The sequence below is a fragment of the Polaromonas sp. genome, from assembly GCF_010365105.1.
GTDB lineage: Bacteria > Pseudomonadota > Gammaproteobacteria > Burkholderiales > Burkholderiaceae_C > Polaromonas.
In genome coordinates, this window is sequence record NZ_JAAFGZ010000018.1 from 84374 (window position 1) to 108905 (window position 24532).

Here is a 24532-nt window from a genome sequence, read left to right on the forward strand (position 1 = left end):
GCCGTCAGTGCCCGCCATGCAGCTTGGCATGAATGCGCCGGATATTGCGCCAGACAAACCACAACACCAGCGGAATCAAGGCGCCGGCGAGCATTTCCGGATTGACCGGCGCGCCCGCTGCCTTGGCCGCCTTGCCGGCGTAAAGCAGCAGGCTGATGACGTAGTACGAGATGGCGGCAATCGACAGGCCTTCAACCGTCGATTGCAGGCGCAGTTGCAGCTCCTGCCCGCGCGTGAGCTTTTCCAGCAGCACCTGATTTTGCGTTTCGGTGGCAATGTCCACCCGGGTGCGCAGCAAGGCGCTGGTGCGCGTCACCCGCTCCGACAGCGAGGTCAGGCGCTGTGCCGTGGCGGCCACCGTGGCAATGGCAGGCGACAGCCGGCGCTGCATGAATTCGCTCAGCGTCTGGGTGCCTGAAATCGGCTTTTCGCGCAGTTCGGTCAGGCGCTGGCCGACCAGTGTGTTGTAGGCACGGGTGGCGGAAAAACGGTAAATGTGCTCGGCGGTGGCGCGCTCGACGCGGGCGGCCAGCGACACCAGCGTGTCAAGCAGTTCCTGGTCCGACGCCGACTTGCCTTCCAGCCGGGCCGTGATGTCGGCCAGCGCGCTTTCGGCTTCAGACAGCATGGGCGCGAGTTGCTTGACCACCGGCAAGCCGCGCAAGGCCATCAGCCGGTAGATTTCGACCTCCAGCAGGCGCTGCGAAATACGGCCGGCGCGGCTTTCGCTGGTGCCCGGCGCGGCAATTACAAGCATGCGCTCAAAGCCGTCGGCGCCAATCTGGAAGTCGGTCACCGCCCACGAATGGCCGTGGCCCAGTTGCGAGGCAATCACCGGACGCCCGCCGAACCAGGCCTGCGCCTGCGCCATCAGCGCGGGCGCATCGCCGAGCAGGCCTTCGACCATGACCAGCTGGATGGCCGACACGGTGCGCCCCGGAATGCCGCGCAGCCATTCAGGCGTGACGGCCAGGCCAGAAAGCAGTTCGGGTTCGGACGCGCCAAGCAGCGCACCGTCAGGCAGCGCCTGCACGATGGAATAGCGGGTGAATTCGGTATGCCGCTCCCATTTCACGGTGAAGTGACCGCACGGCAGGCGCAGGAAATTGCCGCTCAGGCGTTCCAGCGGCAGCTCAGCCTGGCCGCTCAGGCGGCGCAGATGCGCACACTCGTCTTCACGCGTGATGCCGGCATTGAGCACGGCGACCTGCACGATCAGCGCCGGCAGCCGCACCCGCGCAGGCGGGCGGGCATGCACCTCGTTGTGCAGCGCACTGCGCTGCGGATCATCGGGCGGCAGGTAGCTGGCCGAAAGGCAAAGCGGAGGCAGGCTGGAGGTCATGAATGAATACTACTTTTTTGATAGCTGGACACGCCCGGCAGGCTTGCAGAAACAGGTTTATTCACCATATTCCGGTACTCTGGACTCACGCCATCTTGCCGTTTAGCGCCTGCGCTGACCGGCGTTGCACCTGACCCGGCAAGGTGCTGGAAGCAGGCACCGGGCCAATCGCATGGCGCTGGCCGTTGCAGACTTCATGGCTGATGGCCAGGTTCTCGGCATGGCTGTTGCCGCCGTCGCACAAAGCCTGGATATGTTCCAGTGTCGCCGCCTCTGGCGTGACATGCTGGCCGCAGACCCAGCACGGCACCACGCCATGCAACTGGCGGGCGACGGTGCGGTACATCTTGATGCGGAGGTGCTGCAAACTGCTCATGCGGGCATTTTCATTCAAAAAAATGCATTTTCTGGACCCAACGCTGCTGAGAGCGGTCATGCGATTGCCCCTTTGGCTTGCTCGTTGCGGCGGGCATGCCGACAATAGCCCCTTTCCCAACATCAAAGGATTGCCATGAAGGGCGACGCACAAGTCATTGCATACCTGCAGGCCCAGCTCAAAAACGAGCTGACCGCCATCAACCAGTATTTCCTGCATTACCGCATGTACAAACACTGGGGCCTGGACAAGCTGGCGAAGAAGGAATACGACGAATCCATCGGCGAGATGAAGCATGCCGACAGGCTGATGGACCGCCTGTTCATGCTCGACGCCCTGCCCAACCTGCAGGACCTGGGCAAGCTGATGATTGGCGAGGATGTGCTGGAGGTCCTCAATTGCGACCTGAAGCTGGAGTCGGCCGCGCAGGTCACGGTCAAGGACGGCATAGCGCACTGCGAAAGCGTTCGCGACTATGTGTCGCGCGATTTGCTGCAGGACATCCTGAACGACACAGAGGAACACATCGACTTCCTGGAAACCCAGATTGACCTGGCCGGCAAGGTCGGCATCCAGAACTACATCCAGAGCCAGATGGGCGAGCTGAGTTAAAGGCACATTCCGGTTGCCGCTTCATTCGGGGCAGCAGCTTTAAACAACAACGGGGCTTTTTGGCCCCGTTGTTGTTTTCAGGCTTCAAACTTGGTGAAAGATACGTTTTTTAGCCTAAAGTAATTACGAATAATTCTCATTTGACATAAACTCAACACTCAATTCACGAGCCAGCCAACTCGCGTCCCGGAGGGACCGCTTCGAGCACAGCCAAGCCATTTTCTGTCAACCGGTCCGCAGCTTGTCAAGCCGGACCCTGCTTGGAGTCCTTCCCTTGGCACAACCTTCTGCACGTCCTGTGCGCATCAGGCGCACCGCAACATCGCGCCCTGCCGGCATCACCCAGCGGTCTTCCACCGCCGATTTCAAGCCATCGTCCGAACGGGCGCTCTTGCCTCTGGGCGCGTTGATGCTGGCCGCTTCCGTTTCAGGCTGGGCGCAAGGCATGGCGCCCGACACCCCTGCCACGGCCATGACAGGCGCAACGCAGGTTGAAGGCAAAACCCTGGCGCCCGTCACCGTGACCGGAACCCGCGACCGCGCAGCCCAGACCTACCAGAGCGGCGTCACCAGCGTCGGCAAGATGCCGGTGGCGGCCAAGGACATTCCGCAGTCGCTGACCGTGATAAACGACAAGCTGATCCATGACCAGGGCAAGGACAGCTTCAAAAGCGCGCTGGAAAACGTCATCGGCATCACGTTCGAGGCCGGCGAAGGCGGCCGCGTCGGCGACAACATCCGGCTGCGCGGCTTCAGCGCGGCGGGCGACATTTACCTCGACGGCATGCGCGACATTGCGCAGTACAACCGTGACTTGTTCAACATCGACCGGGTGGAAGTGTTGCGCGGATCCGCGTCCATGCTGTTTGGCCGGGGCTCTACCGGCGGCATCGTGAGCCAGGTCAGCAAGCAGCCGCGACTGATCACTGAGCAGGAAGTCAATGCGACGATTGGCACCAACGGCTACCAGCGCTACATGGGTGATTTCAATTTCAAGCTCGATGACGATGCCGCCCTGCGCATCAATGCCATGGCGACCGACGGCGACGGGCGCGGCGACAATGCCGGCGCCTCCACGCATCGACGCGGCCTGGCGCTGGACTACCGATTCGGCATTGGCACCGCCAACGAATTCGCGGTCAGCTACTACCACCTGCATTACAACGACAAGCCCGACTGGGGTTTCCAGTGGCTGGAAGGCAAACCAGCGCCCTCGCCCACCCACAAATACTGGTATGGCCTGGACAGCGACTTCCAGAACGACAAGGCCGATGTATTGACCTTGTCGCACACCCACCGCTGGAGCGACGGCAGCAGCCTGAAAACCACAGCGCGCGACGGTCACTACTCGCGCGCCATGTGGGCCACGCAATCCAGTTTTTCCTCCGGTACAACCAGCCTCAACATCAACCCGAACACGCTGGTGAACCGGCGCACCAATGCCAAGTCGGGCGAAGAACACCACACCTTCTTGCAGACCGACTACCTGACAACGACCCACTGGTTTGGCCGCAAGAACAGCTTGCTGGTCGGCGCTGAATACGCACTTGAAAAGGCCAATCGCTCCACCTACCCTTTGTTGGCCAGTGCCAAGCCAGCCACCACGGCGGGCAATCCGGGCAGTGCCGGTATCAGCGGCGATCTGACGCAGCGGCTGGCCACGGAATTCCAGGCGCGCACGCTGGGCATTTATTTGCAGGACACGGTAGACATTGCGCCGCACTGGAAGCTGGTGGGCGGTTTGCGCCTTGACAACTTCAAGGGCGACTACGAACGCACCGGCAATACCGCGCCCAACAACACGCCGTTGTCGCGCTCGGACACCCTGCTGAGCAAACGCCTGGGCGTGATGTTTCAGCCCACCGACGAGGTGAGTTATTACGCATCTTATGGCACGTCGTTCAACACCTCCGGCGACCTCTACCAGTTTGACCCAACCTCGGCCAATACCGACCCGGAAAGCAGCCGCAACATGGAAATCGGCGCCAAGTGGGAACTGTACGGTGGCGACCTGTCGTTCCGCACGGCACTGGCACGCACGGAAAAGTTCAACGAGCGCAACACCGACATCGATACCGCCAACAATTCCTACCTGCTGTCGGGCAAGCGCCACACCGATGCACTGGAGTTCGAGATTGCCGGCCGCATCACGCCGCAGTGGGATATTTTTGCCGGCGTCGGCTTCATGAAAGCGGTGATTGACCAGGCAGGCTCGAATGCGGCCGGTCAGGCTGAAGTCGGGCAAAACCCGGGGCTGAGCCCGAGCCGCCAGGCGACCTTGTTCTCGACCTACCGCATCGGTGACAAGTGGCGCGTCGGCGGTGGCTTCACGGCGGTAAGCCAGAACAAGCCCGCCAACAGCGTGACCTCTCTGAACCGCGCACCGGGTTATGTCAAGGCCGACGCGCTGCTCGAATACCGCGTCAACGAGGGCACCAGCCTGAAACTCAACATCGACAACCTGTTTGACAAGGTGTACTACAACACGCTGTACCGGGGCTTTGCCGCACCGGGCGACGAGCGCAGTGTGCGCCTGACGCTGACCAGCCGGTTCTGACACCGAAACGCCTGCCATCAGGCGCCCTTGCCTCCTCGGACATTCCGGATTCATGCCGCAATGTCCGATTCCTTTTGGAAATACCCATGCTGCTTCGCATTCCCCAAGTCCTTGCGCCTGACGAGCTCGCGCAAGTCCGCCAGTTGATCCTCAGCGCCGACTGGGCTGATGGTCGCATCACCGCCGGCAGCCAGTCTGGCACGGTCAAGAACAACCGGCAGCTGCCTGAAGAACTGCCGGCCGCCCAGCAGGCCCGCCACCTGGTTTCGGTGGCACTGGCCCGCAACCCGATGTTCGTGACCGGCGCGCTGCCCAAATCGGTCTATCCGCCGCTGTTCAACCGCTATGGCGGCGGCAGCGCCACCAACCACTTCGGCAACCACATCGACAACGCGGTGCGCACCCATGCGGCTACGGCGCGCCATGTGCGCACCGATATTTCCTGCACGCTGTTCCTGAGCGACCCGGCCAGCTACGACGGCGGCGAGCTCGTGGTGCAGGACACCTACGGCGAGCAGCGCATCAAGTTTGAAGCAGGCGACCTGGTGATGTACCCCGGAACGTCGGTACACCGCGTCGAGCCCGTGGCGCGCGGCGAACGGCTGGCCTGTTTTTTCTGGATTGAAAGCATGGTTCGCGCCGATGCGAAGCGCCGGCTGCTGTACGACATGGACATGGCGATCACCTCGCTGCGGCAGAAAGACATGGCGCAGGCCGCGCCAGGCAGCGCCGAAAGCAGCGAGGTCGTCAGGCTGACCGGCTGCTACCACAACCTGCTGCGCATGTGGGCCAACGTTTGAGCGGAAAATCGTTTCCCGACCTGGTCAAAAGTTTTTATTACAAACATAAACACTAGCCAATTGCAAATGCGACCTATTCTCATTTATAATGGAGTCGTCCGATTGAAACTATCTGCACTCAAGGCCAACCATGATCATCTGTGTCTGCCGCCGAATCTCTGACCGCGAAATTGCCCGCCACGCCCGTGCCGGCATGGGCTTTGACGACATCCAGTTCGAACTCGGTGTAGCCACGCAGTGCGGCCGGTGCGAGAGCAGTGCCCGCGATGTGGTGTCCCAATGCAGCGCCACCTGCCCAAGCGCCAATATTTCGCAGGCCGCAGACTTGGCGCCGGGCCCGCCATGGAACATTCAGGCAGCGTGATCGCCGCACTTCCCGTCAGCCTGATGCTGGTGATTGGCGCTGCGTGGTGGATCTTTCGCCGCTGAAACCTGTCAAATACCTGTTGCACATGGGTTCCTCGCTGCTGCGCTGCTACTTTTTTTGAAACCTCTTTCTTTCATGAACGCCACCTTTTCAGGTATTCCCTGCGATTCGCCCAAGGCGCCAGCGCGCCTGAGCCGCAATACCGTGATTGCCATGGCCGTGGTGGCGCTGCATGTCGGCCTGATCTGGGCGTTGCAAAGCGGCCTGATGTTGCGCAAGGCCGAATTGATCGTGCCGGTCGAGGTGCTGGCCGAATTGATCGAATTGCCCCAGCCCCAGCCCCAGCCCCAGCCCGAACTCGCGCCACCGGCCCCGCCTGCTGCGCCAGTGCGGCCCGTCACGCCTGCGCCGCCCGTGCAGAAAAAAACCGTGCCCAAACCGGTCGTCCGGCCACAGGCGCAGCCGCTGGCCATTGCCGACCCGACGCCCTCGCCCAACGCACCGGCAGGCAGCCTGACCCCGGCGCCCGCGACCACGCCGGCCCCGGTGGCCGAAGCGCCAGCAGGGCCGGCAGCACCGAGCGGTCCACCGGCGGCGGCTTCCGTGCAGCTGCCTTCGAGCAATGCCGACTACCTCCAAAACCCCAAGCCTGCCTACCCTGCACTCAGCAAGCGCCTGGGCGAGCAGGGCAAGGTCGTGGTCCGGGTGCTGATTGGTGCCGACGGCACGCCGAAAAAGGCCGAGCTTCGCCAGTCCAGCGGCTACGAGCGCCTGGACCAGGCTGCGCTGAACACCGTCCTGAAATGGCGTTACGTCCCCGGCAAGCGCGGCGGCGTGGCCGAGGACATGTGGTTCAACGTGCCGATTAATTTTGTTCTTGAATAGTTCTCTGGAGTCGTTAGAAAATGGAAACCCAATTCGGCCTTGCCCACGTCTGGGCACAAGGCGACATCGTCACCAAAAGCGTGGCTATCTTGCTGCTGCTCATGTCCCTGGCCTCATGGATGGTCATCATCATCAAGGCCCTCGACGTACGCCGTCTCTCGGCCCAGGCCAAGGCGACCGAAAGCTTCTGGCACAGCGCCGACTTTGCCGATGGCCTGGCCAGGTTCGGCGCTGACCCGGCCAACCCGTTTCGCGTGCTGGCGCTTGAAGGACGCGAAGCCACGGCTCATGTGCTGCACAAGGACGGCAATGCCAAACCCCAGTTGCATGACGCACTCGACCTGAGCGAATGGGTCACCCGCAGCCTGCGCAATTCGATTGACGACATCACTGCCCGGATGCAGTCCGGCCTGGCCGTACTGGCCTCGGTGGGTTCCACAGCGCCGTTTGTCGGCCTGTTCGGCACGGTCTGGGGCATCTACCATGCGTTGCTGGCGATTGGCCTGAATGGCCAGGCGAGCATCGACAAGGTGGCCGGACCGGTCGGCGAATCCCTCATCATGACCGCGATGGGCCTGGCCGTCGCCATTCCTGCCGTGCTGGGCTACAACGCCCTGGTGCGCGGCAACAAGTCGGTCAGCGGCAAGCTCAACCGCTTTGCCCATGACCTGCATGCTTATTTCGTGACCGGTGCCAGGGTCAGCGGTCCTGGTGCGGCCAACGTCCTGGCCATGAAAAAAGGGAGCTGATCATGGCCTTTGGAACCCAGGACGACACCGACGAAGTGATGAACGAGATCAACATGACGCCGCTCGTGGATGTCATGCTGGTATTGCTGATCATCTTCATCATCACCGTGCCCGTCATGAAGCATTCGGTCAACATCGACCTGCCGCGTGCCAGCAATGAGCAGCAACTCATCAAGCCGGAAACGGTCAGGCTCAGCGTCGATGCCGACGGCAGCTATTACATCAACGACACCAAAATCACCGACGACGAGCTGGCGCCCCGGCTGCAGGCTGCCGCCGCGCTGAATCCGCAGCCCGACCTGCACATCCGCGGCGACAAGGCGGTGCGCTACGAACGTGTGGCGCAGGCCATGGCGGCGGCGCAACAGGCCGGCCTGCGCAAGATAGGCTTCATCACCGAACCGAAGAACTGAGGAGCTTGCATGTACAAAACGCCATCCCACCCGACCAGCACAGACAAGGAACCTACCGCCATGGCACCCGGCAAGGCGTCAAGTCCCCAGGCCGCCGGCACGCGTTCGGACTGCGTGGACAGCACCGAGTTGTTGCGTGGGCAAAAAACGGTCGAGATCAACCATAACGGCGCAACGTACCGCCTGCAGGCCACCCGCCTGGGCAAGCTGATCCTGACCAAGTAGGCAAGGCCTTCCCTACCTTTTTTTCACTTCACTTCACTTCAACCGTTTCATCGTGGGACGATCCGGGCGCCCTGCCCCAAGATCGTTTTTGCCAGCCACGGACCTTGCACAGGTCGAATAGCCAGGCTTTTTTTGGACCCTGTAGACGGCGCCTTCATCACAGACACAAAAAAGCCGACGATCATTGCGTCGGCTTTTTTGTGTCAGGCCTTGGCCTGATCGAAGGTATTGCGTGTTTTACAGGCCGATGGCGGCAATGCCGGCGCGTGCAATCTGCGCATCCTCGGTCGATTTGACGCCACTGACGCCCACTGCACCCAGGCACTGGCCGTCCTTGACAATGGGCACGCCGCCTTCGAGCATGCCGGCCACGCAGGGCGCGGACAGGAATGCGGGACGGTCGCCGTTGATCATGTCTTCATAGACCTTGCTCTCGCGGCGTCCCATGGCGGCGGTGTTGGCCTTGGCCGGGGCGATGTGCGCCGACAGCGGCGCGGCACCATCGAGTCGCTGCAGGTGCAGCAAATGGCCGCCGTCATCGACGATGGCGATGGTCACGGCCCAGTTGTTTTTCAGCGCTTCGGCTTCGGCGGCGGCAGCGATGGCCTTGATGTCGGCGTGTTCTAACAGGGGTTTGGATTTCATGGCGATAGGATACTTTCCGGATTTTTGTAAAAGGTGTCGAGCATACGCATATTCGGGGAACCCCGGCGGCATCATTGACTCCAACGCAGTCAAAAGAGCCCTTACAAATAGTAGGAGCTGCACCATGCCGATGATTTGATAAATCCGGCATGGCCCATAAAATGAAGGTATCGCCTGCACACGCGGGTTTTAAAGGAGTTGAAATCATGACTGACAACGTACGGACCTTTGGCTACGGCGCAGGCGCGCAGTCGGCCGAGGAGCGCAACAAGGTGATGCGCAACACCTACTGGCTGCTGGCGCTCAGCCTGCTGCCCACGGTGGCGGGCGCCTGGCTGGGCGTGGCCACGGGCATCACGCAGGCATTGACCGGTGGACTGGGACTGGTGGTGTTCCTGGGCGGTGCATTCGGCTTCATGTACGCCATTGAAAAGACCAAAAACTCTTCTGCCGGCGTTCCGGTGCTGCTGGGCTTCACCTTCTTCATGGGTTTGATGCTTTCACGCATGATCGGCATGATTTTGGGCTTCAGCAATGGCGCGCAGCTGATCATGACGGCCATGGGCGGCACAGCCGGCGTGTTCTTTGTCATGGCTACATTGGCCAGCGTCATCAAGCGCGACATCTCCGGCATGGGCAAATGGCTGTTTGTCGGCGCCCTGGTGGTGATGGTGGGCTCCATCGTCAACATCTTTGTCGGCTCGACCGCCGGCATGATGGCGATCTCGGTCGCAGTGATCGGCATCTTCAGCGCCTACATGCTGTATGACCTGAAGCAGATCCTCGACGGCGGCGAGACCAACTACATCAGCGCCACGCTGCGGCTTTACCTGGACCTGTTCAACGTGTTCCAGGCGCTGCTGGCCCTGCTGGGCATCATGGGCGGCGAACGCGACTGAGTTTTTTGCTGCGCACAAAAAAAGGGCCATCTCGGCCCTTTTTTCATGTCTGCTGCGGCAGTCAAGTCTGCACGCGTTCAAACACCGCCATGGACTCGACATGCGCCGTGTGCGGGAACATGTTGACCACGCCCGCCGCCGTGCAGCGGTAAGCACCGCTTTCGACCAGCACGCCGGCATCGCGCGCCAGCGTGGCCGGATTGCAACTCACATACACGATGCGTACGGGCGGCGTCCAGCCCTCCAGCGCCAGGCTTTGCTGGTGCACGCCGTCATCGCACGGCACGCCGGTCACGATCTGCTGGTGCAGCGCGGCCAGCGACTTGAACAACTCGAACGCGCCTTCGCGCGGCGGATCGACCAGCCACTTTTCCGCCGCGCCGTCCCGGACCAGCATGGCCGGCGTCATCTCGAAAAGATTGCGCGCTACGAATTTAATAGCTGCCAGCGCAGGCCGAACGGGCGAAGCAGGCTTGTTTCGCTCATAATTCTCACGTGACCGGGCCACCAGCACCTCGCTGCCTTCAATGCCGAGCACCTCACGCGCCTTGGTCGCCAGCGGCAATGTGAAATTGCCCAGCCCGCAAAACCAGTCAATCACCCGCTCGGTCGGCTGCACGTCAAGCAGTCGCAGCGCGCGCGACACCAGCACCTGGTTGATGTGCGGGTTGACCTGCGTGAAATCGGTCGGCTTGAACGGCATGGTGATGCCGAACTCGGGCAGGCCGTAGTTCAGTTCACGGACCGCCTCGTCAAGCAGCTTCACCGTGTCCAGCCCGCCCGGCTGCAGCCACCACTGCACGCCGGGATGCGCGTCGGCAAAGGCACGCAGCCGCGCCAGGTCGGCGTCGCTGAGCGGCTCCATGTGGCGCAGCACCATCGCCGTCACGTCATCGCCGCAGGCCAGTTCGATCTGCGGAATGGTTTCCCGCGCGTCCATGCTGCTGATCAGCCCGCGCAGCGGCACCAGCATGTCGCTCACATGCTGCGGCAGCACATGGCATTCGCGCATGTCGGCCACATAGGCGCTCTTGCGTTCATGAAAACCGACCAGCGCCGTGCCTTTCTTGCGCACGTAGCGCACCGACAGGCGCGCGCGGTAGCGGTAGTGCCAGGCCGGTCCTTCAATCGGCCGGAGCAGGTTGTCGGCCTTCACCTTGCCGATGAAGCGCAGGTTGTCTTCGAGCACACGCTGCTTGACGGCGACCTGCGCGCCGATGTGCAGGTGCTGCATCTTGCAGCCGCCGCAGGCGCCGGTGTGCATGCCAAAGTGCGGACAGGCCGGGCGCACGCGCTGGGACGACTCGTGGTGAACCACCAGCAGCGTGGCTTTTTCAAAGCTGCTTTTCTTGCGGTACACATTGGCCGTCACCTGCTCGAAAGGCAGCGCGCCTTCGATGAACACCACCTTGCCATCGGCGCGGTGGGCGATGCCCTGGGCTTCGATGTCGAGCGATTCAACGGTCAGCAGGTCAAGTGGATAGTCGGCCGGTGCGGTCAGCGCTTGTTTGGGAATTTCTTCGGTCATGCCCAATTGTCTCAGGCCGCAGGCGCCCGGCCTTCAAAACGAACACTCATGAAAAAAAGGAGTCCGGCCAGAGCCGCACTCCTGAAGCGCTACAGCCCCAGCAGCTTAGCGCGGCGGCAGGTATTTGGCCGGATCGACCGGCTTGCCCTGGCGGCGGATTTCAAAATGCAGCTTGACCTTGTCGGCGTCGCTGTTGCCCATTTCGGCGATTTTCTGGCCTCGCTTGACGGTCTGGTCTTCCTTGACCAGCAGCGTCTTGTTGTGCGCGTAAGCGGTCAGGAAGGTGTTGTTGTGCTTGAGGATGATCAGCTTGCCGTAGCCGCGCAGGCCCTCGCCCGAATACACCACCCGGCCATCGGCCGAGGCCACCACCGGATCGCCGGACCTTCCTGAAATGTCCAGCCCCTTGTTCTTGGCTTCGTCAAATCCGGCCACCAGCGTTCCCTGTGCCGGCCAGATCCAGCCCACATCCTCGTCGCTGCCCGAGGGCGCGGTGGAGCCGTTGGCAGGGACCGAACCCGGCCGGGTGGCGCTGGCGGATGGAGCCGATGCACTGCCCACGCTTCCCGGCACGACGGGCCGGGTGACCACCGCAACACCTTCGCTGGCAGGAGGCACGACCCGCAGCACCTGTCCAACTTCGATCAGGTTCGGGTTTTCAAGGCTGTTCCAGCGGACAATGTCGCGCCAGTTCTGGCCATTTTCCAGGCCGATGCGCATCATGGTGTCGCCGGGCTTGACCATGTAGTAGCCCGGTTTCCCGGCGTTCTCGGCCCCGGGCAGGGGTTTGGCCGCGTCGGCCGGGCGCGTCATGCCGATTCCGCGGTCCTCGACCGGTGCGCTGTTCAGCGTACGGGATCCGCAGCCGACCATCAGCAGGGCTGCGGCGACGGCGCAGGGCAGCGCCAGGCGCGAAGTCCAGCCAGTGCGCTTGAGGGGTCCAGAGGCAGGAAAGGATTCCATGCGGTACGACCAGATGCTGTTGCTCATTGATTCCTTCATCTTTAACCATTGCCTGATTGACACCGGGCCTGACGTATCAGCCCCGGCTCATCCGACTCCTGATTTTAAAGGGACAAAGTGCACCGCCTCCAGTAAAGTCTGCCGAAATCCCTGTAGCGTCCTGTCGATCACCACCAGCGCCTGGGCGCCGCTGGCATCCTGCAGCGGCGCAACCAGACGTCCGCCTACGGCGAGTTGCTCGGTCCAGGCCGGCGGAATCGCCTCGCCGCCCGCCGCTGCAATGATGGCAGCGTAGGGCGCGCCCCTGGCAAAGCCGTTCATTCCGTCGCCAAACAGCAGGTGCACATTGGCCAGGCGCAGGGTGCGCAGGTTCTCGCGGGCCTTGTCATGCAGGCCGCGCAGGCGCTCCATGCTGTAGACCTCGGTTGCCAGGTGGCTGAGCACGGCCGCCTGGTAACCGCAGCCGGTGCCAATTTCCAGCACCCGGCCCAGCTTGCCGCTGGCGTCATGCAGGCCGTGCTGCAGCAATTCGAGCATGCGCGCCACCACGTTGGGTTTGGAAATGGTCTGGCCCAGGCCGATGGGCAGGCTGGTGTCTTCGTAGGCCATGTCGGCCAGCGCCGTATCGACAAAATGATGCCGGTGCACGGCCCCCATGGCGGCCAGCACCTGCACATCGACAACGCCCTGCCCGGCCAGGCGGCGAACCATGCGGGCGCGCACCGCCGAATCAAGCCCCAATCCGCCCGAAGCCCCCGGCTGAAATGCTCTTTTCAGGTCATTCTGGCCTGCACCGCTGGCGGCACGGGCAGCCACCGCTACGCTTTTTGCAGCAAATGGATTGCCCTTGTCGGGATTGAGTTGCACCGGAAACGCAGGCCGGGCGCCGGCAGAAGACAGTTTGCCGGCGGAATCGAGGCTCGGCTTCTGCGGTGTCTTCATGTCTCTCCCTTTTTCAGTGCTTGTGGCTCAGCTTGGCCGCCGTCTGTGCCCAGTAAGGCAGTCGTTCATGGTCCGTCAGGTCCACCTGCAGCGGCGTGATGGACACATAGCCCTGCGCGGTGGCATAAAAGTCGGTGCCCTCGCCGGCTTCCTTGGCCTGGCCGGCGCCGCCGATCCAGTACATGGTCTCGCCGCGCGGGCTGGTCTGCATGATGACACGCTCGGCCGCATGGCGGCGCCCCAGCCGGCACACCTTGAAGCCCTCGACCTGCCCGGCAGGCAGGTTGGGAATGTTCACATTGAGCAGCCACGGCGGCACGCTCGGCTGCGCGCCCTCGGCCACGGCTTCAAGCGAGGGGATCAGCTGCTGCACCAGGTTGCGCGCCTGCTGCGCCGCCACGTCGATGTGCGCCCAGCCCTTTTCGGTCTGCGAAAAGGCGATGGCCGGGATGCCGAACAGATAGCCTTCCATGGCCGCGCCGACAGTGCCGGAATAAATCGTGTCGTCGCCCATGTTGGCGCCGTTGTTGATGCCCGACACCACCAGGTCTGGCCGGTAGCCGAGCAGGCCGGTCAGGGCAATGTGCACACAGTCGGCGGGCGTGCCGTTGATGTAGCGAAAGCCGTTGGCCGCCGTCTGCACATACATCGGCGTATGCAGGCTCAGGGCGTTGGATTTGGCGCTGTTGTTGTGTTCGGGGGCAACCACTTCGACATCGGCAATGGTTTTCAGCGCTTCGTAAAGGGCGACGATGCCGCTGGCCTGGTAACCGTCGTCATTGCAGATCAGGATTTTCATGCTTTGATTCTACGGTCCCGGTCGTGACAGGCCCTGCGGGTTTCCAGGAAGGCCGCGCCAGCCGGTTTGCCTATGATGAGGGCTTGACCACCTTCGCCGGGCCCTGCCCCCAAGCAGCGCCCATCCGGCTTTCCCCCTTTATTTCTGGAGACCTGTCCATGCATGCCTGGCTTTGTGAAAACCCCACCGGCGTTGACGCCTTGCGCTGGACCGAACTGCCCACGCCCGAACCCCGGGCCGGCGAGGTGCTGATCGAGATCAAGGCGGCAAGCCTGAATTTCCCCGACCTGCTGATCGTGCAGAACAAGTACCAGATGAAGCCGCCCCTGCCTTTCGTGCCGGGCTCGGAATATGCCGGCGTGGTGCAGGCCGTGGGCGACGGCGTGACGCAGCTGAAGGTCGGCCAGCATGTCGCCTGCCTGTCGGGCACTGGCGGCTTTGCCACGCACACCATCGCACCAGCCGCGCAGTGCATGCCGCTGCCTGAAGGTTTTCCGTTTGTCGATGCCGCCGCCTTCATCATGATCTACGCCACCTCGCACCATGCGCTGGCCGACCGGGCGCAACTCAAGCCGGGCGAAACCGTGCTGGTGCTGGGGGCAGCCGGCGGCGTTGGCACGTCGGCCATCCAGATTGCCAAGGCGCTGGGCGCGCGCGTCATTGCCGCTGCGTCGAGCGATGAAAAGTGCGCGCTGTGCCGATCCATTGGCGCCGATGCCACCATCAACTACAGCACGCAGGACCTGCGCGAAGCCCTCAAGCTGCTGACCGGCGGCAAAGGCCCGGACGTGGTCTATGACCCGGTGGGCGGCGACCTGGCCGAGCCGGCGTTCCGCTCGATTGCCTGGCGCGGCCGCTACCTGGTGGTCGGCTTCGCGGCAGGCAGCATTCCGGCGCTGCCGCTGAACCTCACGCTGCTCAAGGGTGCGTCCATCGTAGGCGTGTTCTGGGGCGGCTTTGCCAAGAACGAGCCCAAGGCCAACGCCGCCGCGATGGCCGAGCTGGCCCAGTGGTATGCGCAGGGCAAGATCAAGCCGGTGATCGACGGCACCCTGCCCATGGCCGACCTCAAGGCCGCCTATGCGCGCATGGGCTCGCGTGCCGTCAAAGGCAAGCTGGTGATGGTGAACTGAACGGCTTCAAGCCCCTGCCGCATTGGCGGAAAAATGCTTCAGATACCGCGCCGGCAGGTCTGACACGCGCATCATCATCGGCAGATCGGCCGAGTTGAAGTCAGGGTCCCACGCCGGCGCACCCAGCACCCGGGCACCCAGGCGCAGGTAGCCCTTGATCAGGGCTGGCGGCTCGACGACCAGCGAATCGTCCAGTTGCTCCACCGGCAAGGCCAGGCGCGGCGTGACCCGGTATTCGATCCCGGCCAGATGCGCCTGCCGGACCTGGCGCCAGATGCTGGCGGCCGCATGCCCGCCCGGCACGCCCTGGTGCTGCATTGGAATGCTGGCGCAGCCAATCATGGTGTCGAGCTGGTTGCGCCCCATGAACTCGGCCAGCGCGCCCCACAGCGCCAGAATCACGCCGCCGTGCCGGTGGTCGGCATGCACGCAACTGCGGCCCAGCTCGACCATGCGCTCGCGCAGGGAGCGCAGCCGCACCAGGTCGAATTCGAGATCGCTGTAGGTGCCGCCGACGCGCCTGGCCTGGGTGGGGGTCAGCACCCGGTAGGTGCCAATCACCTGCGCGCTGGCCACGTCGCGCACCAGCAGATGCTCGCAGTAGTCATCGAACAGGTCGATGTCGTGGCCGGGCAGCGTTTTAGGCAGCGTGGCGCCCATTTCCAGCGCGAACACCTGGTATCTCAGCCGCTGCGCTTCCCGGACTTCGTCCTGGTGCCGGGCCCAGCTGACCGAAATTTTCCCCACTGGCAAAACTGGAGTGAGCGCATGAACGCCCGGATGAAGCGACCTCCGGGGCGTTGCGACCGGCGAAAACGCAAAGGTGGGCGTGGGCAGTTCTTTCATAGCGGCTTCCTGGTTATCCGGGTCGATCACGCAACCCCTGGGGCGCCCGGCGTAAGGGCTGTAAAAAAGCCCCGGTGAAGGGGCTTGGAACAAGTGACGGGTCAACAGGCGGCGGGCTGCGGGATGGCATCCATGCGCCGGCCCTTGCCCCTGGCCGACGCCGACGGCAGGCCTTCGAGCCACGGCCGTGTGCCTGCCTTGAAGCGCAGGCCACCGGGGCTGCTGGCCATGGCGTGGGCGGTGCAGCGAAGAATGCGCAGCCGCTGTCGGTCCAGATCGTGAATCGGGCTGCAGGCGGCGCGGCCTGCGGTGGGTCCGGGCTCGCCGGCGGGGTGCGTATCGATAGCCATGGCATGCTCCTTCAAGCGGTCATGGCGTAATTCTGGGCGATGCGCGTGACGTCGCCGTGTCAGTTCGGCGGCAGTTGCGTGACAGCGTCGACGGCGCGGGTTCAGGCCGCCAGGCGCTATTGAATCAAGAGCAGTCAGCGCACGCCAGAAAAGCGGAAGCAGCTGATTTAATGTATTTTTTGGCGTGGTGGCTAGAGTGAACGCTGGTTGACCCGTTTTGACAGCGCTTCGGCGCTTTCGCGGCGCTCGCTGTAGCGGTCCGTCAGGTACGGCGACACGCCCCGAGTCAGCAGCGTGAACTTGACGAGTTCCTCCATCACATCGACCACCCGGTCGTAAAAGGCCGACGGTTTCATGCGCCCGGCCTCGTCGAATTCCAGAAAGGCCTTGGCGACCGACGACTGGTTGGGAATCGTCAGCATGCGCATCCATCGGCCCAGCACGCGCAGCTGGTTGACGGCATTGAAGGACTGCGAGCCGCCCGACACCTGCATCAGCGCCAGCGTCTTGCCCTGCGTCGGACGCACCGCGCCCTGCGCCAGCGGAATCCAGTCGATCTGCGACTTCATGATGCCGGTCATGGCGCCGTGGCGTTCGGGCGAGGTCCAGACCATGCCATCGGCCCATTGCGCCAGTTGCCGCAGCTCCTGCACCTTGGGATGCGTGTCGGGCGCGTCGTCGGGCAGCGGCAGGCCGCGCGGGTCGAGGGTGCGGGTCTCGCAGCCCATGGCCTGCAGCAGCCGGGCGCCCTCCTCGCTCAGCAGCCGGCTGTAGGAACGCTCGCGAACCGAGCCGTAGAGCAGCAGGATGCGCGGTGCATGCGGGCTGGCAGTGGTTTGCAGCCGCTCCAGCGCAGGCACGGCGAACAGCGCCGGGTCGAGGTTGGGCAGGTCCCTGGCGAGGGAAGTGGCAAGGGCATTAGCGTGCGTCAACTCGCACTCCTTGTTCGTTGACCACCGGCTCGCCGTCTTCCTTGGCGATGGCGGCGCGCTGCGGCAGCGGCAGGATGTCCAGCACCGTTTCCGACGGGCGGCACAGGCGCGTGCCCAGCGGGGTGACCACGATGGGCCGGTTGATCAGGATCGGGTGCGCCAGCATCGCCTCGACCAGCGCGTCGTCGCCCAGCGCCAGGTTGTCCAGGGCCAGTTCGCCGTACAGCGCTTCCTTTTGCCGCATCGCGTCGCGCACGGGAACGTCCATCCGGGCGATCAGTTCGAGCAGCTTGTCGCGCGTGGGCGGCGTTTTCAGGTAGTCGATGATTTCCGGCTCTGCGCCGGTGTTGCGGATCAGCGCCAGCACATTGCGCGAGGTGCCGCATTTCGGGTTGTGGTAAATCGTGATGTCAGCCATGGGTTCGATGCTCCTGTTGAAATTAAAAGACGCTCGGCGTGTTCGGAAAATTGCAATGTTTCTATTATTCAATTATATTTGAAACATGGAAACAATTACACACACCGAACTTGCCCCCCTCGACGAGCTGTCCGCCGTCAAGGCGCTGGCTGCACTGGCTCAAGTGCAGCGCCTGCGGGTGTTCCGGGCGCTGGTGGTGGCCGGCCCCGACGGGCTGACGCCGGGCGTGATGGCCGAACAACTGGCCGTAGCCCCCAGCGCACTGTCATTTCACCTCAAGGAGTTGGCGCATTCCGGCCTGGTCAGCAGCGAGCCGCGCGGCCGCAACCTGATCTACCGCGCCGACATTGGCCACATGAACGCCCTGCTCGCCTACCTGACCGAGCATTGCTGCGAAGGCCAGGCCTGCGGTGCCTCCGCCAGCGTTGCCTGTTGATATTTTCAAGCTTTTTTAGCGGCTTGCGCAATGCTGGCGTGCGCTGGCCACTATCAATTTCATAGTGAACCTGTCACCAACCAACGAGTCACCGCCATGCCTGAACGCCCATTGAACGTCTTATTCCTGTGCACCCACAACTCTGCCCGCAGCATTCTGGCCGAAGCCATCCTGAACCACATCGGCAAGGGCCGCTTCAAGGCTTTTTCAGCCGGCAGCAGCCCGCGCGACCACCAGCAGCCCAACCCACTCGCCCTGCAGCTGCTGCAGAACGCAGGCATTTCCACCGAAGGCCAGCGCAGCGCCTGAATCTCCGCACGCAGAAAGAAAAAATCATGGGATTGTTTGAACGCTTTTTAACCGTCTGGGTCGCGCTGGGCATCGTGGCCGGCGTGGGCCTGGGCCTGCTGTCGCCCGGCGCTTTCCAAGGTATTGCCGGACTGGAAATTTCCCACGTCAACCTGGTGGTGGCGGTTTTCATCTGGGTGATGATTTACCCGATGATGATCCAGATCGACTGGTCGGCGGTCAAGGACGTGGGCAAGAAGCCGCGCGGCCTGTTCCTGACGCTGGTCGTCAACTGGCTGATCAAGCCCTTCACCATGGCGGCGCTGGGCGTGCTGTTTTTCCAGTACATCTTTGCGCCCTGGGTTGATCCGCAGTCAGCCAGCGAATACATCGCCGGCATGATCCTGCTGGGCGTCGCGCCCTGCACTGCCATGGTGTTTGTCTGGAGCCAGCTGGTCAAGGGCGACGCCAACTACACGCTGGTGCAGGTGTCGGTCAACGACCTGATCATGGTCTTTGCTTTCGCGCCGATTGCCGCCTTTTTGCTCGGCGTGACCCACATCACCGTGCCGTGGGAAACGCTGGTGCTCTCGACCGTGCTGTATGTGGTGCTGCCGCTGGCGGCAGGCATGGCGACGCGGCATGTGCTGCAAAAACGATCTCCTCACGCGGTGGCCGACTTCGTGGCCAGACTCAAGCCCTGGTCGGTCGTCGGCCTGATTGCCACGGTGGTGCTGTTGTTCGGCTTTCAGGCACAAACCATCGTGGACAAGCCACTGGTGATCGCGATGATTGCCGTGCCGCTGATCCTGCAGAGCTACGGCATTTTCGTGATCAGCTACATCGCGGCCAAGGCCCTGAAGCTGCCGCACAACGTGGCCGGGCCGGCCTGCCTGATCGGCACGTCGAATTTTTTCGAGCTGGCGGTGGCGGTGGCGATTTCGCTGTTCGGCCTGCATTCGGGCGCAGCGCTGGCGACCGTGGTGGGCGTGCTGGTCGAAGTGCCGGTCATGCTGTCGCTGGTGGCCATCATCAACCGGACACAGCACTGGTTTGTGGTGCGCCCGTCTTGAGAAGTGCCCTTCTTTTTATTGCACCAACAAGCCTTTAACGCCCAGGTGTGGTGGGCGCAGGCCGCTACCAACATTTAAATTATTCAACCGGACAACTCACCGCAGGACCTCGTTTTTTTCCCGCTTTGTACCGCAAACCAAACGCTCTGGCGCCGTACGAGACGCCATCTTGCTGCGCTTCCTGGGCAGCGCCGACCCGTATGGCGAGCACATAGAAACCCGCGACCTCGAACTGCTGGCGCGCCCTCCCTTCAGCTCAGTCCGCAAACCCCACAAACGTCGCCGCCTCGTCCACAGATTTCCTCTGCGAAACCACGGCATTGGCCGGAAAACTCTCGTCGGGCCAACCCATGGCGATGCAGGTTTGGATCACCTGGTCGTCGGGAATTCCGGCTTCGGCGCGCACGACAGGCGATTGCATGATTCCCTGGCTGTTGATCACGCAGCCCAGGCCACGCGCCCAGGCGGCATTGACGATGCAGTTCACCACGCCGCCGCAGTCGAATGGCGCAATGTCGCTGCCCTGAATGGAGCGGTCATAGGTCACCACGATCGAGACTGGCGCGTCGAACTGGCGAAAGCCGCGCAGTATCCAGTCTTGCCGCTTGGCCTTGTTGTCGCGCTCAATGCCCATGGCGGCAAACAGCTGTTTGGCAACGCCGATCTGTCGTTCGCGGTGCGAACCTTCGTAATGGGGGCCCAGGCGAAACTCGCGTGAATCGGGCACGCCGGCCAGGTTGCGCTCCACGTTGCCTGCGCGAATGCGGTCAAGTACCTCGCCGGTAACGACGTAAAAATTCCAGGGCTGGGTGTTCAGCGAGGTGGGGGCACGCATGGCCAGCGCCAGCACCTCGCGGATGAGCGCCCTGGAAACGGGCTTGTTCAGGTAGCCGCGAATACTGCGGCGCTGCTGGATGACGTCATCGAATTTCATGCGGGTCTCGTAGGGGTTGGGACTGCGCGGGCGGTATGGCACGGGTGTCCTGATGTCGGCACATTCTCCCAAGGGCGGTCTGCGCTGCGGGTCAACTGCGTGACACGCCCGGCCCTTGCCGCCTGCACAAGGGCGCGGGCACAGGCTTTGCCCTACGCGTCATCGCGCAGTTACTGCACGCAAGCCCTCTACACCCAAGCTCGCCGCTTCAATGGCACCGGCGACGTAGCCCGGAAACTGCGGCGACCACTCGCTGGCGATGCCGGTCACGCGGCCGCTCCAGGGGCCAGACGACGCCGTGGTGGCTGGCGCTTGTGCGTGCTGGCTCACGCCGTCCAGATCGGTAGCAGTGGCGGTGTAAGGGTCCAGCGCCCAATCCTTGATGAATTCGGCCTTGGGCGTGGCCGCCTGGCTGCCGAACAGGCGTGTAAATTGCGCGCGGCAATGCGCGCGCAGTTCGTCCTCGGGCACGTTCTGGCGCACGTTGGCAGGCAGGCCAAAGAAGCCGAACAGCGCTGCGCTGCCGCACGGCATCGACGCATCGTGGATTTCGCCCAGCGGGCCGCGTGCGCTTCTGGCCTCTCCGGACAAGCCTTGCTCGCGCCAGAACGGGGTGTCGTAAATGGCGATGTATTTGGCATGAGGCGCCATCCAGGTGGCCGTTGCACGCCATTGCCGGACGAGCGCTGCTGGCAAGGCCGGCATAAATTCAATGCGGTGCGCCAGCAGGCGCGGCGGCAGCGCCAGCAACACATGCTCTGCGCGCCAGGTCGTGGAGTGGCCTTTGGCGTCATTCCCGCCATCGCTGTCCAGTTCCACATGCTGCTGCGTGCTGCGCAGGCGGCGTACCGTCTGCCCGGTGTGAATGCGCGTAGCATCCAGGCGGCGGTGCAGCGCGTCGGTCAGCGCGCCCATCCCGCCCATCAGGCGCATCGAGGCGGGCGAGTTCACGTAGCCCCGCGTGCGCACAGGCGGCTCATGGGACGAGCGTTCCACCACCGTATCGCCGGCCTCAAACTGCTCAAAACTCTTGAGGCCCAGCGCATCGACCAGGCGCCCCAACTGGTGCTGGTAGCCGGGCCAGAACCAGGTGGGTCCCAGGTCGATACGGTCTGATTTTTCTGCGTCGGTCGCGGCATTAGTTGCCGATTGGCCCGAGACGGGGACGGACGCGATACGCCCGCCAAGGCTGTCGCGTGCTTCCAGCAGCACGTAGTCTTGAATGCCTTGTTGCTCCAGCAAATAGGCGGCATAAAGGCCGCTCAGGCCTGCGCCGACGATGGCGATGCGCGCTGTCTGCATGGCTAGGCCTTCAACGCCGACAAGGCTGTAACCGCTGTCAAAGCCGTCTGGGTCAGGTGACCGGTCTTGAGGTAAACGGTGGCGCCCGCTGCGTTGGCGGCGATCTGTGGCAAGTCCCCCTCAGGCAGGCGTATCCAGCTGCCGCGCTCGCAGGTTTGGTCTCCCATCACCACGCTGCCTTCCAGCACCAGCAGTTCGGCGCTGTTCGGCGATTCGGCAAACAAGGTTTGGCCCGGCGCAAGGCGTTGCAGGCAGACCTGCTCTTTATCGTCTTTGAACAGCGGGCAGACCTCGCGGCCTGCCTGACGCTGCCAGGCTGCCGGATCGCTCGTGTCTATGCGCACAGAGTGGCTGTCGCTTGGCTGCATCTGCCACAGCTTGACAAAGATGGTGGCGCCTTCAACGCTGAAGGGCTGGTGAGACGAAGAAGGCGGATTACGCAAATACCAGCCTGCCGGATAGTGCCCATACTCATCCGAGAAGGTGCCGGTCAGCACGAAGATTTCTTCACCACCCGGATGCAGATGGCGCGGAAAGTGCGAATCAGGTGCGTAACGCACAAAGCTGGTTGCGCGGGCTTTTTCTTCGCCCACCCGGTCCAGCATCACGCGCTCGACACCGGCCATGGGTGAGGCCACCCATTGGTGCTGATCGGGTGTGACGATGGCACGGAGCAAGAAATTTTCGTGAATGCGCATGGATGTTCTTTCAGAAATACGTGAAGTGAAAAGCTGGCGGCATGCAGCAACAGGCATCAGGCACGATCAGGGACATATGGGTGCCACATGCCATGGAGTGAACGACTTCCACCTGTCGATCAGGGAGCGGCGCAGGCCCCATCGAGCCCGGCCATTCCCGCCAGTTTTTGCTCGTGCGGGCGATTGCGCCAGACAGGCCAGGGCGTTGCTGCAAGCGGCCAAAGCGGCAAAACTCCGAAACACCACTGGGTGCAACAAGACATGCAGGGGCAAGCGGGCAGAATAGGCAGTCATGAGGCAGAAAGTTTAGCGGCAGGTGGCCATATCTCTTGACAGCCAAGTTTTTTTACTACAAAAATAATAGCTATATACGCTTTATCAGTATGCGTATAAAGCAGATTTGACGTTAATTTCTTGAGCCCCGTTTTGGAAAGCGCTCCCCGGCAGAAAGAGCGCTGCGTGCTGAATAAATAAGTTTTTTTGCCTGCGCTTGCGGCATCCTCCGCCAAAGCGTGGCGCGGCCGATTCCCATAATTTCGCCAGCCTGCCGCCGGTCGCGACGCACCGATTCCAGAGTCTCGCGCACCCTCTGCTGCCCGGTACCATGCCGATCTGATGAATGGATCCCGAGAAAGCCGCGCGACGGGTGCACACCGTAAAAGGTCTACAGCGCTTGATTGACCAAGCTTGAAGACTCGGCGCCGGTTGTCCTTTGAGCCGTCGTTTATTGCACTGAAAATTCAAAGCGCCCTGTGCCCGCGTTCGCTTTGAGCTACTATTTTTACAGCGGTTAGCAGTTACCGTCCAGCCTTTCATCGACCCGGCCGCGCCGGGCCGTCCGCTCATTTGGGCTGGTACATGATCAGCCCCATGCCGGCCAGACTGAGGCTCACGCCCGCCACATCCCAGACCGTAGGGCGCACCCCGTCCACCGCCCATAGCCAGGCCAGCGCCACGCTGATGTAAACGCCACCGTAAGCGGCATACACCCGTCCGGTGGCGGCCTCATGCAGCGTCAGCAGCCAGGCGAACAGGACCAGGCTGACGGCCGCCGGGACCAGCATCCATACCGAAGCCTGTTTGACCAGCCACAGGTAGGGCAGGTAACAGCCGATGATCTCGGCCAGCGCGGTGGCCAGGAACAGGAAGAAGGTTTTCACGACTCAGCGCAGGATCAGCACCGGCACTTCGCTGAGCCGCAGCAGCGTGGTCGTCGTGCTGCCGACGATCAGCTGGCGGATACGCGAGTGGCCGTAGGCGCCCATCACCAGCAGCGATGCGCCCTGCGCCTTGAGCAGCGCCGGAAGCACCTCCTCGGGCTCGCCGTTCACCAGCTCAACTGTCGCCTCAAAACCCGCCGCCACCAGCGCAAGCCGGGCGTCTTCAAGCTGACGGCGCGCCTGCGGCGTGTCGGTGCCAGCCATGGCCAGCAGCACCGGCAAGCCCTTGAGTAGCGGGCTGCGGGCCACGGTTTCGAGGGTCTGGCACGCTGTCGGGCTGCCGTCAAAGGCGATGACGAAACGCTTCGGTTCTTCGAATGGCGCGCCTGTCGAGACCAGCACCGGGCGTTTGACGGAACGAATCACGCGCTCGACATGGTGATCCAGATGAATCTTGGAGGCCCCGCTAGCACGGTAGTGCTCGCCCAGCACGAAAAGTCGCGCATCGGGCTCCATCTCCAGCACGGTATCGGGCAACTCGCCATGGCGCAGCCGCACATCGAGCCGCGCCACGCCGGCCGCTGCGGCGCGCTGGCGGGCATCAGCCAGCAGTTGCCGGCCGGCTTCCTGCGCCAGCTTGCCGCGTTGCGCATCCAGCGCGCTCAATTCAACGAGCAGCGCGTCCTGCGCGCCCAGCCCGATGGCGCCGCTGTAGTCGATGGTCAAGGGGCTGTCGGTGCGCTCCAGCACATGCAGCAGTTCCAGCGGCGCCTCCAGGCGCTGTGCGGACCAGGCGGCCCAGTCGATCACGGCGACGCTGTTGGCCAGGCCGTCAATGCAGGCATAAACCTTGTTCATGG

28 protein-coding genes and 1 pseudogene are annotated in these 24532 nt (G+C 63.0%); 13 read left to right on the top strand and 16 right to left on the bottom strand.

Going from position 1 to position 24532, the window contains the following annotated elements; translation table 11 throughout:
• Positions 1-4: 4 nt before the first annotated feature.
• Together GZ092_RS13390 and GZ092_RS13395 are read right to left on the bottom strand one after the other, a co-directional pair.
• A complete protein-coding gene (locus tag GZ092_RS13390) occupies positions 5-1342 on the bottom strand; it encodes a DUF3422 domain-containing protein (RefSeq protein ID WP_293637076.1) in 1338 nt (445 codons plus the stop codon).
• Between the two features lie 85 nt (positions 1343-1427).
• A complete protein-coding gene (locus GZ092_RS13395) occupies positions 1428-1718 on the bottom strand; it encodes an HNH endonuclease signature motif containing protein (protein ID WP_293637077.1) in 291 nt (96 codons plus the stop codon).
• 135 nt (positions 1719-1853) lie between these two features.
• On the opposite strand from GZ092_RS13395, the gene bfr reads away from it, so the two are divergent.
• From bfr to GZ092_RS13435, 8 genes are all read left to right on the top strand, one after another.
• Positions 1854-2330 (top strand): bacterioferritin, encoded by a 477-nt coding sequence (gene bfr, locus GZ092_RS13400; protein ID WP_293637078.1) that lies wholly within the window; start codon positions 1854-1856, stop codon positions 2328-2330.
• A 274-nt stretch (positions 2331-2604) separates the two neighbouring features.
• Positions 2605-4887, top strand: a complete 2283-nt coding sequence (locus tag GZ092_RS13405) for a TonB-dependent siderophore receptor (RefSeq protein ID WP_293637079.1) — start codon at positions 2605-2607, stop codon at positions 4885-4887.
• 86 nt (positions 4888-4973) lie between these two features.
• Positions 4974-5687 (top strand): Fe2+-dependent dioxygenase, encoded by a 714-nt coding sequence (locus GZ092_RS13410; protein WP_293637081.1) that lies wholly within the window; start codon positions 4974-4976, stop codon positions 5685-5687.
• Between the two features lie 130 nt (positions 5688-5817).
• Positions 5818-6051: a (2Fe-2S)-binding protein gene (locus GZ092_RS13415; protein ID WP_293637083.1), complete on the top strand. Its 234-nt coding sequence runs from the start codon at positions 5818-5820 to the stop codon at positions 6049-6051.
• A gap of 138 nt (positions 6052-6189) precedes the next feature.
• Positions 6190-6939, top strand: coding sequence for an energy transducer TonB (locus GZ092_RS13420; RefSeq protein WP_293637084.1), 750 nt, complete (start codon positions 6190-6192; stop codon positions 6937-6939).
• A gap of 20 nt (positions 6940-6959) precedes the next feature.
• Positions 6960-7688 (top strand): MotA/TolQ/ExbB proton channel family protein, encoded by a 729-nt coding sequence (locus GZ092_RS13425; protein WP_293637085.1) that lies wholly within the window; start codon positions 6960-6962, stop codon positions 7686-7688.
• Positions 7689-7690: 2 nt separating this feature from the next.
• Entirely contained in the window at positions 7691-8101 is a 411-nt protein-coding gene (locus GZ092_RS13430) for a biopolymer transporter ExbD (protein ID WP_293637086.1), read from the top strand.
• Positions 8102-8161: 60 nt separating this feature from the next.
• Positions 8162-8326, top strand: a complete 165-nt coding sequence (locus GZ092_RS13435; protein ID WP_293637135.1) for a hemin uptake protein HemP — start codon at positions 8162-8164, stop codon at positions 8324-8326.
• Between the two features lie 237 nt (positions 8327-8563).
• Here the strand turns inward: GZ092_RS13435 and GZ092_RS13440 are convergent, their stop codons facing one another.
• On the bottom strand, positions 8564-8971 hold the full coding sequence (locus tag GZ092_RS13440; protein ID WP_293637088.1) for a heme-binding protein: 408 nt from the start codon (positions 8969-8971) through the stop codon (positions 8564-8566).
• A 206-nt stretch (positions 8972-9177) separates the two neighbouring features.
• On the opposite strand from GZ092_RS13440, the gene GZ092_RS13445 reads away from it, so the two are divergent.
• Complete coding sequence (locus GZ092_RS13445; RefSeq protein WP_293637090.1) at positions 9178-9870, top strand: Bax inhibitor-1/YccA family protein; 693 nt, start codon at positions 9178-9180, stop codon at positions 9868-9870.
• A gap of 61 nt (positions 9871-9931) precedes the next feature.
• Here GZ092_RS13445 and rlmD read toward each other — a convergent pair whose 3' ends face one another.
• The 4 genes from rlmD to surE form a co-directional block, all read right to left on the bottom strand.
• Positions 9932-11398 (bottom strand): 23S rRNA (uracil(1939)-C(5))-methyltransferase RlmD, encoded by a 1467-nt coding sequence (gene rlmD, locus GZ092_RS13450; RefSeq protein ID WP_293637092.1) that lies wholly within the window; start codon positions 11396-11398, stop codon positions 9932-9934.
• Positions 11399-11503: 105 nt separating this feature from the next.
• Entirely contained in the window at positions 11504-12271 is a 768-nt protein-coding gene (locus GZ092_RS13455) for a peptidoglycan DD-metalloendopeptidase family protein (RefSeq protein ID WP_293637137.1), read from the bottom strand.
• Between the two features lie 177 nt (positions 12272-12448).
• On the bottom strand, positions 12449-13303 hold the full coding sequence (locus tag GZ092_RS13460) for a protein-L-isoaspartate(D-aspartate) O-methyltransferase (protein ID WP_293637093.1): 855 nt from the start codon (positions 13301-13303) through the stop codon (positions 12449-12451).
• A 13-nt stretch (positions 13304-13316) separates the two neighbouring features.
• Positions 13317-14102, bottom strand: a complete 786-nt coding sequence (gene surE, locus GZ092_RS13465) for a 5'/3'-nucleotidase SurE (protein WP_293637094.1) — start codon at positions 14100-14102, stop codon at positions 13317-13319.
• A gap of 158 nt (positions 14103-14260) precedes the next feature.
• On the opposite strand from surE, the gene GZ092_RS13470 reads away from it, so the two are divergent.
• Complete coding sequence (locus tag GZ092_RS13470) at positions 14261-15235, top strand: NADPH:quinone oxidoreductase family protein (RefSeq protein WP_293637096.1); 975 nt, start codon at positions 14261-14263, stop codon at positions 15233-15235.
• Between the two features lie 6 nt (positions 15236-15241).
• On the opposite strand, the gene GZ092_RS13475 is transcribed toward GZ092_RS13470, so the two are convergent.
• From GZ092_RS13475 to arsC, 4 genes are all read right to left on the bottom strand, one after another.
• Complete coding sequence (locus tag GZ092_RS13475; protein ID WP_293637097.1) at positions 15242-16081, bottom strand: GNAT family N-acyltransferase; 840 nt, start codon at positions 16079-16081, stop codon at positions 15242-15244.
• 101 nt (positions 16082-16182) lie between these two features.
• Positions 16183-16431 carry a hypothetical protein gene (locus GZ092_RS13480; RefSeq protein ID WP_293637098.1) on the bottom strand — a complete coding sequence of 83 codons (249 nt, stop codon included), beginning with the start codon at positions 16429-16431 and terminating at the stop codon, positions 16183-16185.
• Between the two features lie 191 nt (positions 16432-16622).
• Positions 16623-17363 (bottom strand): arsenical resistance protein ArsH, encoded by a 741-nt coding sequence (gene arsH, locus GZ092_RS13485; protein WP_293637099.1) that lies wholly within the window; start codon positions 17361-17363, stop codon positions 16623-16625.
• Entirely contained in the window at positions 17350-17781 is a 432-nt protein-coding gene (arsC, locus tag GZ092_RS13490) for an arsenate reductase (glutaredoxin) (RefSeq protein WP_293637100.1), read from the bottom strand. Before arsC ends, arsH begins: the two co-directional genes overlap by 14 nt.
• Before the next feature lie 85 nt (positions 17782-17866).
• Here arsC and GZ092_RS13495 point away from each other — a divergent pair, with 85 nt between their 5' ends.
• From GZ092_RS13495 to arsB, 3 genes and pseudogenes are all read left to right on the top strand, one after another.
• On the top strand, positions 17867-18217 hold the full coding sequence (locus GZ092_RS13495; protein ID WP_293637101.1) for a metalloregulator ArsR/SmtB family transcription factor: 351 nt from the start codon (positions 17867-17869) through the stop codon (positions 18215-18217).
• 96 nt (positions 18218-18313) lie between these two features.
• Positions 18314-18520 (top strand): annotated as a pseudogene (locus GZ092_RS13500) (arsenate reductase ArsC); the annotation flags it as partial.
• A 32-nt stretch (positions 18521-18552) separates the two neighbouring features.
• A complete protein-coding gene (arsB, locus tag GZ092_RS13505) occupies positions 18553-19578 on the top strand; it encodes an ACR3 family arsenite efflux transporter (RefSeq protein ID WP_293637102.1) in 1026 nt (341 codons plus the stop codon).
• Positions 19579-19834: 256 nt separating this feature from the next.
• On the opposite strand, the gene GZ092_RS13510 is transcribed toward arsB, so the two are convergent.
• The 5 genes from GZ092_RS13510 to GZ092_RS13530 all read right to left on the bottom strand — a co-directional run bounded on the left by GZ092_RS13510 (position 19835) and on the right by GZ092_RS13530 (position 24530).
• Positions 19835-20512, bottom strand: coding sequence for a nitroreductase (locus tag GZ092_RS13510; RefSeq protein ID WP_293637103.1), 678 nt, complete (start codon positions 20510-20512; stop codon positions 19835-19837).
• A 159-nt stretch (positions 20513-20671) separates the two neighbouring features.
• Entirely contained in the window at positions 20672-21814 is a 1143-nt protein-coding gene (locus GZ092_RS13515; protein ID WP_293637104.1) for an FAD-dependent oxidoreductase, read from the bottom strand.
• Between the two features lie 2 nt (positions 21815-21816).
• On the bottom strand, positions 21817-22512 hold the full coding sequence (locus GZ092_RS13520; RefSeq protein WP_293637105.1) for a cupin domain-containing protein: 696 nt from the start codon (positions 22510-22512) through the stop codon (positions 21817-21819).
• 842 nt (positions 22513-23354) lie between these two features.
• Positions 23355-23672, bottom strand: coding sequence for a YnfA family protein (locus tag GZ092_RS13525; protein WP_293637106.1), 318 nt, complete (start codon positions 23670-23672; stop codon positions 23355-23357).
• Between the two features lie 3 nt (positions 23673-23675).
• The gene (locus GZ092_RS13530; RefSeq protein ID WP_293637107.1) at positions 23676-24530 is read right to left on the bottom strand and encodes a universal stress protein; all 855 of its coding nucleotides are present in this window, start codon (positions 24528-24530) and stop codon (positions 23676-23678) included.
• Between the last annotated feature and the right edge of the window lie 2 nt (positions 24531-24532).

What these genes read in the sequence shown, in the direction of transcription:
- GZ092_RS13390 (WP_293637076.1), bottom strand. Translation starts at nt 1,342, where the DNA reads ATGACCTCCAGCCTGCCTCCGCTTTGCCTTTCGGCCAGCTACCTGCCG.
- GZ092_RS13395 (WP_293637077.1), bottom strand. Translation starts at nt 1,718, where the DNA reads ATGAGCAGTTTGCAGCACCTCCGCATCAAGATGTACCGCACCGTCGCC.
- bfr (WP_293637078.1), top strand. Translation starts at nt 1,854, where the DNA reads ATGAAGGGCGACGCACAAGTCATTGCATACCTGCAGGCCCAGCTCAAA.
- GZ092_RS13410 (WP_293637081.1), top strand. Translation starts at nt 4,974, where the DNA reads ATGCTGCTTCGCATTCCCCAAGTCCTTGCGCCTGACGAGCTCGCGCAA.
- GZ092_RS13415 (WP_293637083.1), top strand. Translation starts at nt 5,818, where the DNA reads ATGATCATCTGTGTCTGCCGCCGAATCTCTGACCGCGAAATTGCCCGC.
- GZ092_RS13420 (WP_293637084.1), top strand. Translation starts at nt 6,190, where the DNA reads ATGAACGCCACCTTTTCAGGTATTCCCTGCGATTCGCCCAAGGCGCCA.
- GZ092_RS13425 (WP_293637085.1), top strand. Translation starts at nt 6,960, where the DNA reads ATGGAAACCCAATTCGGCCTTGCCCACGTCTGGGCACAAGGCGACATC.
- GZ092_RS13430 (WP_293637086.1), top strand. Translation starts at nt 7,691, where the DNA reads ATGGCCTTTGGAACCCAGGACGACACCGACGAAGTGATGAACGAGATC.
- GZ092_RS13435 (WP_293637135.1), top strand. Translation starts at nt 8,162, where the DNA reads ATGGCACCCGGCAAGGCGTCAAGTCCCCAGGCCGCCGGCACGCGTTCG.
- GZ092_RS13440 (WP_293637088.1), bottom strand. Translation starts at nt 8,971, where the DNA reads ATGAAATCCAAACCCCTGTTAGAACACGCCGACATCAAGGCCATCGCT.
- GZ092_RS13445 (WP_293637090.1), top strand. Translation starts at nt 9,178, where the DNA reads ATGACTGACAACGTACGGACCTTTGGCTACGGCGCAGGCGCGCAGTCG.
- rlmD (WP_293637092.1), bottom strand. Translation starts at nt 11,398, where the DNA reads ATGACCGAAGAAATTCCCAAACAAGCGCTGACCGCACCGGCCGACTAT.
- GZ092_RS13455 (WP_293637137.1), bottom strand. Translation starts at nt 12,271, where the DNA reads ATGGTCGGCTGCGGATCCCGTACGCTGAACAGCGCACCGGTCGAGGAC.
- GZ092_RS13460 (WP_293637093.1), bottom strand. Translation starts at nt 13,303, where the DNA reads ATGAAGACACCGCAGAAGCCGAGCCTCGATTCCGCCGGCAAACTGTCT.
- surE (WP_293637094.1), bottom strand. Translation starts at nt 14,102, where the DNA reads ATGAAAATCCTGATCTGCAATGACGACGGTTACCAGGCCAGCGGCATC.
- GZ092_RS13470 (WP_293637096.1), top strand. Translation starts at nt 14,261, where the DNA reads ATGCATGCCTGGCTTTGTGAAAACCCCACCGGCGTTGACGCCTTGCGC.
- GZ092_RS13475 (WP_293637097.1), bottom strand. Translation starts at nt 16,081, where the DNA reads ATGAAAGAACTGCCCACGCCCACCTTTGCGTTTTCGCCGGTCGCAACG.
- GZ092_RS13480 (WP_293637098.1), bottom strand. Translation starts at nt 16,431, where the DNA reads ATGGCTATCGATACGCACCCCGCCGGCGAGCCCGGACCCACCGCAGGC.
- arsC (WP_293637100.1), bottom strand. Translation starts at nt 17,781, where the DNA reads ATGGCTGACATCACGATTTACCACAACCCGAAATGCGGCACCTCGCGC.
- GZ092_RS13495 (WP_293637101.1), top strand. Translation starts at nt 17,867, where the DNA reads ATGGAAACAATTACACACACCGAACTTGCCCCCCTCGACGAGCTGTCC.
- arsB (WP_293637102.1), top strand. Translation starts at nt 18,553, where the DNA reads ATGGGATTGTTTGAACGCTTTTTAACCGTCTGGGTCGCGCTGGGCATC.
- GZ092_RS13510 (WP_293637103.1), bottom strand. Translation starts at nt 20,512, where the DNA reads ATGAAATTCGATGACGTCATCCAGCAGCGCCGCAGTATTCGCGGCTAC.
- GZ092_RS13515 (WP_293637104.1), bottom strand. Translation starts at nt 21,814, where the DNA reads ATGCAGACAGCGCGCATCGCCATCGTCGGCGCAGGCCTGAGCGGCCTT.
- GZ092_RS13520 (WP_293637105.1), bottom strand. Translation starts at nt 22,512, where the DNA reads ATGCGCATTCACGAAAATTTCTTGCTCCGTGCCATCGTCACACCCGAT.
- GZ092_RS13530 (WP_293637107.1), bottom strand. Translation starts at nt 24,530, where the DNA reads ATGAACAAGGTTTATGCCTGCATTGACGGCCTGGCCAACAGCGTCGCC.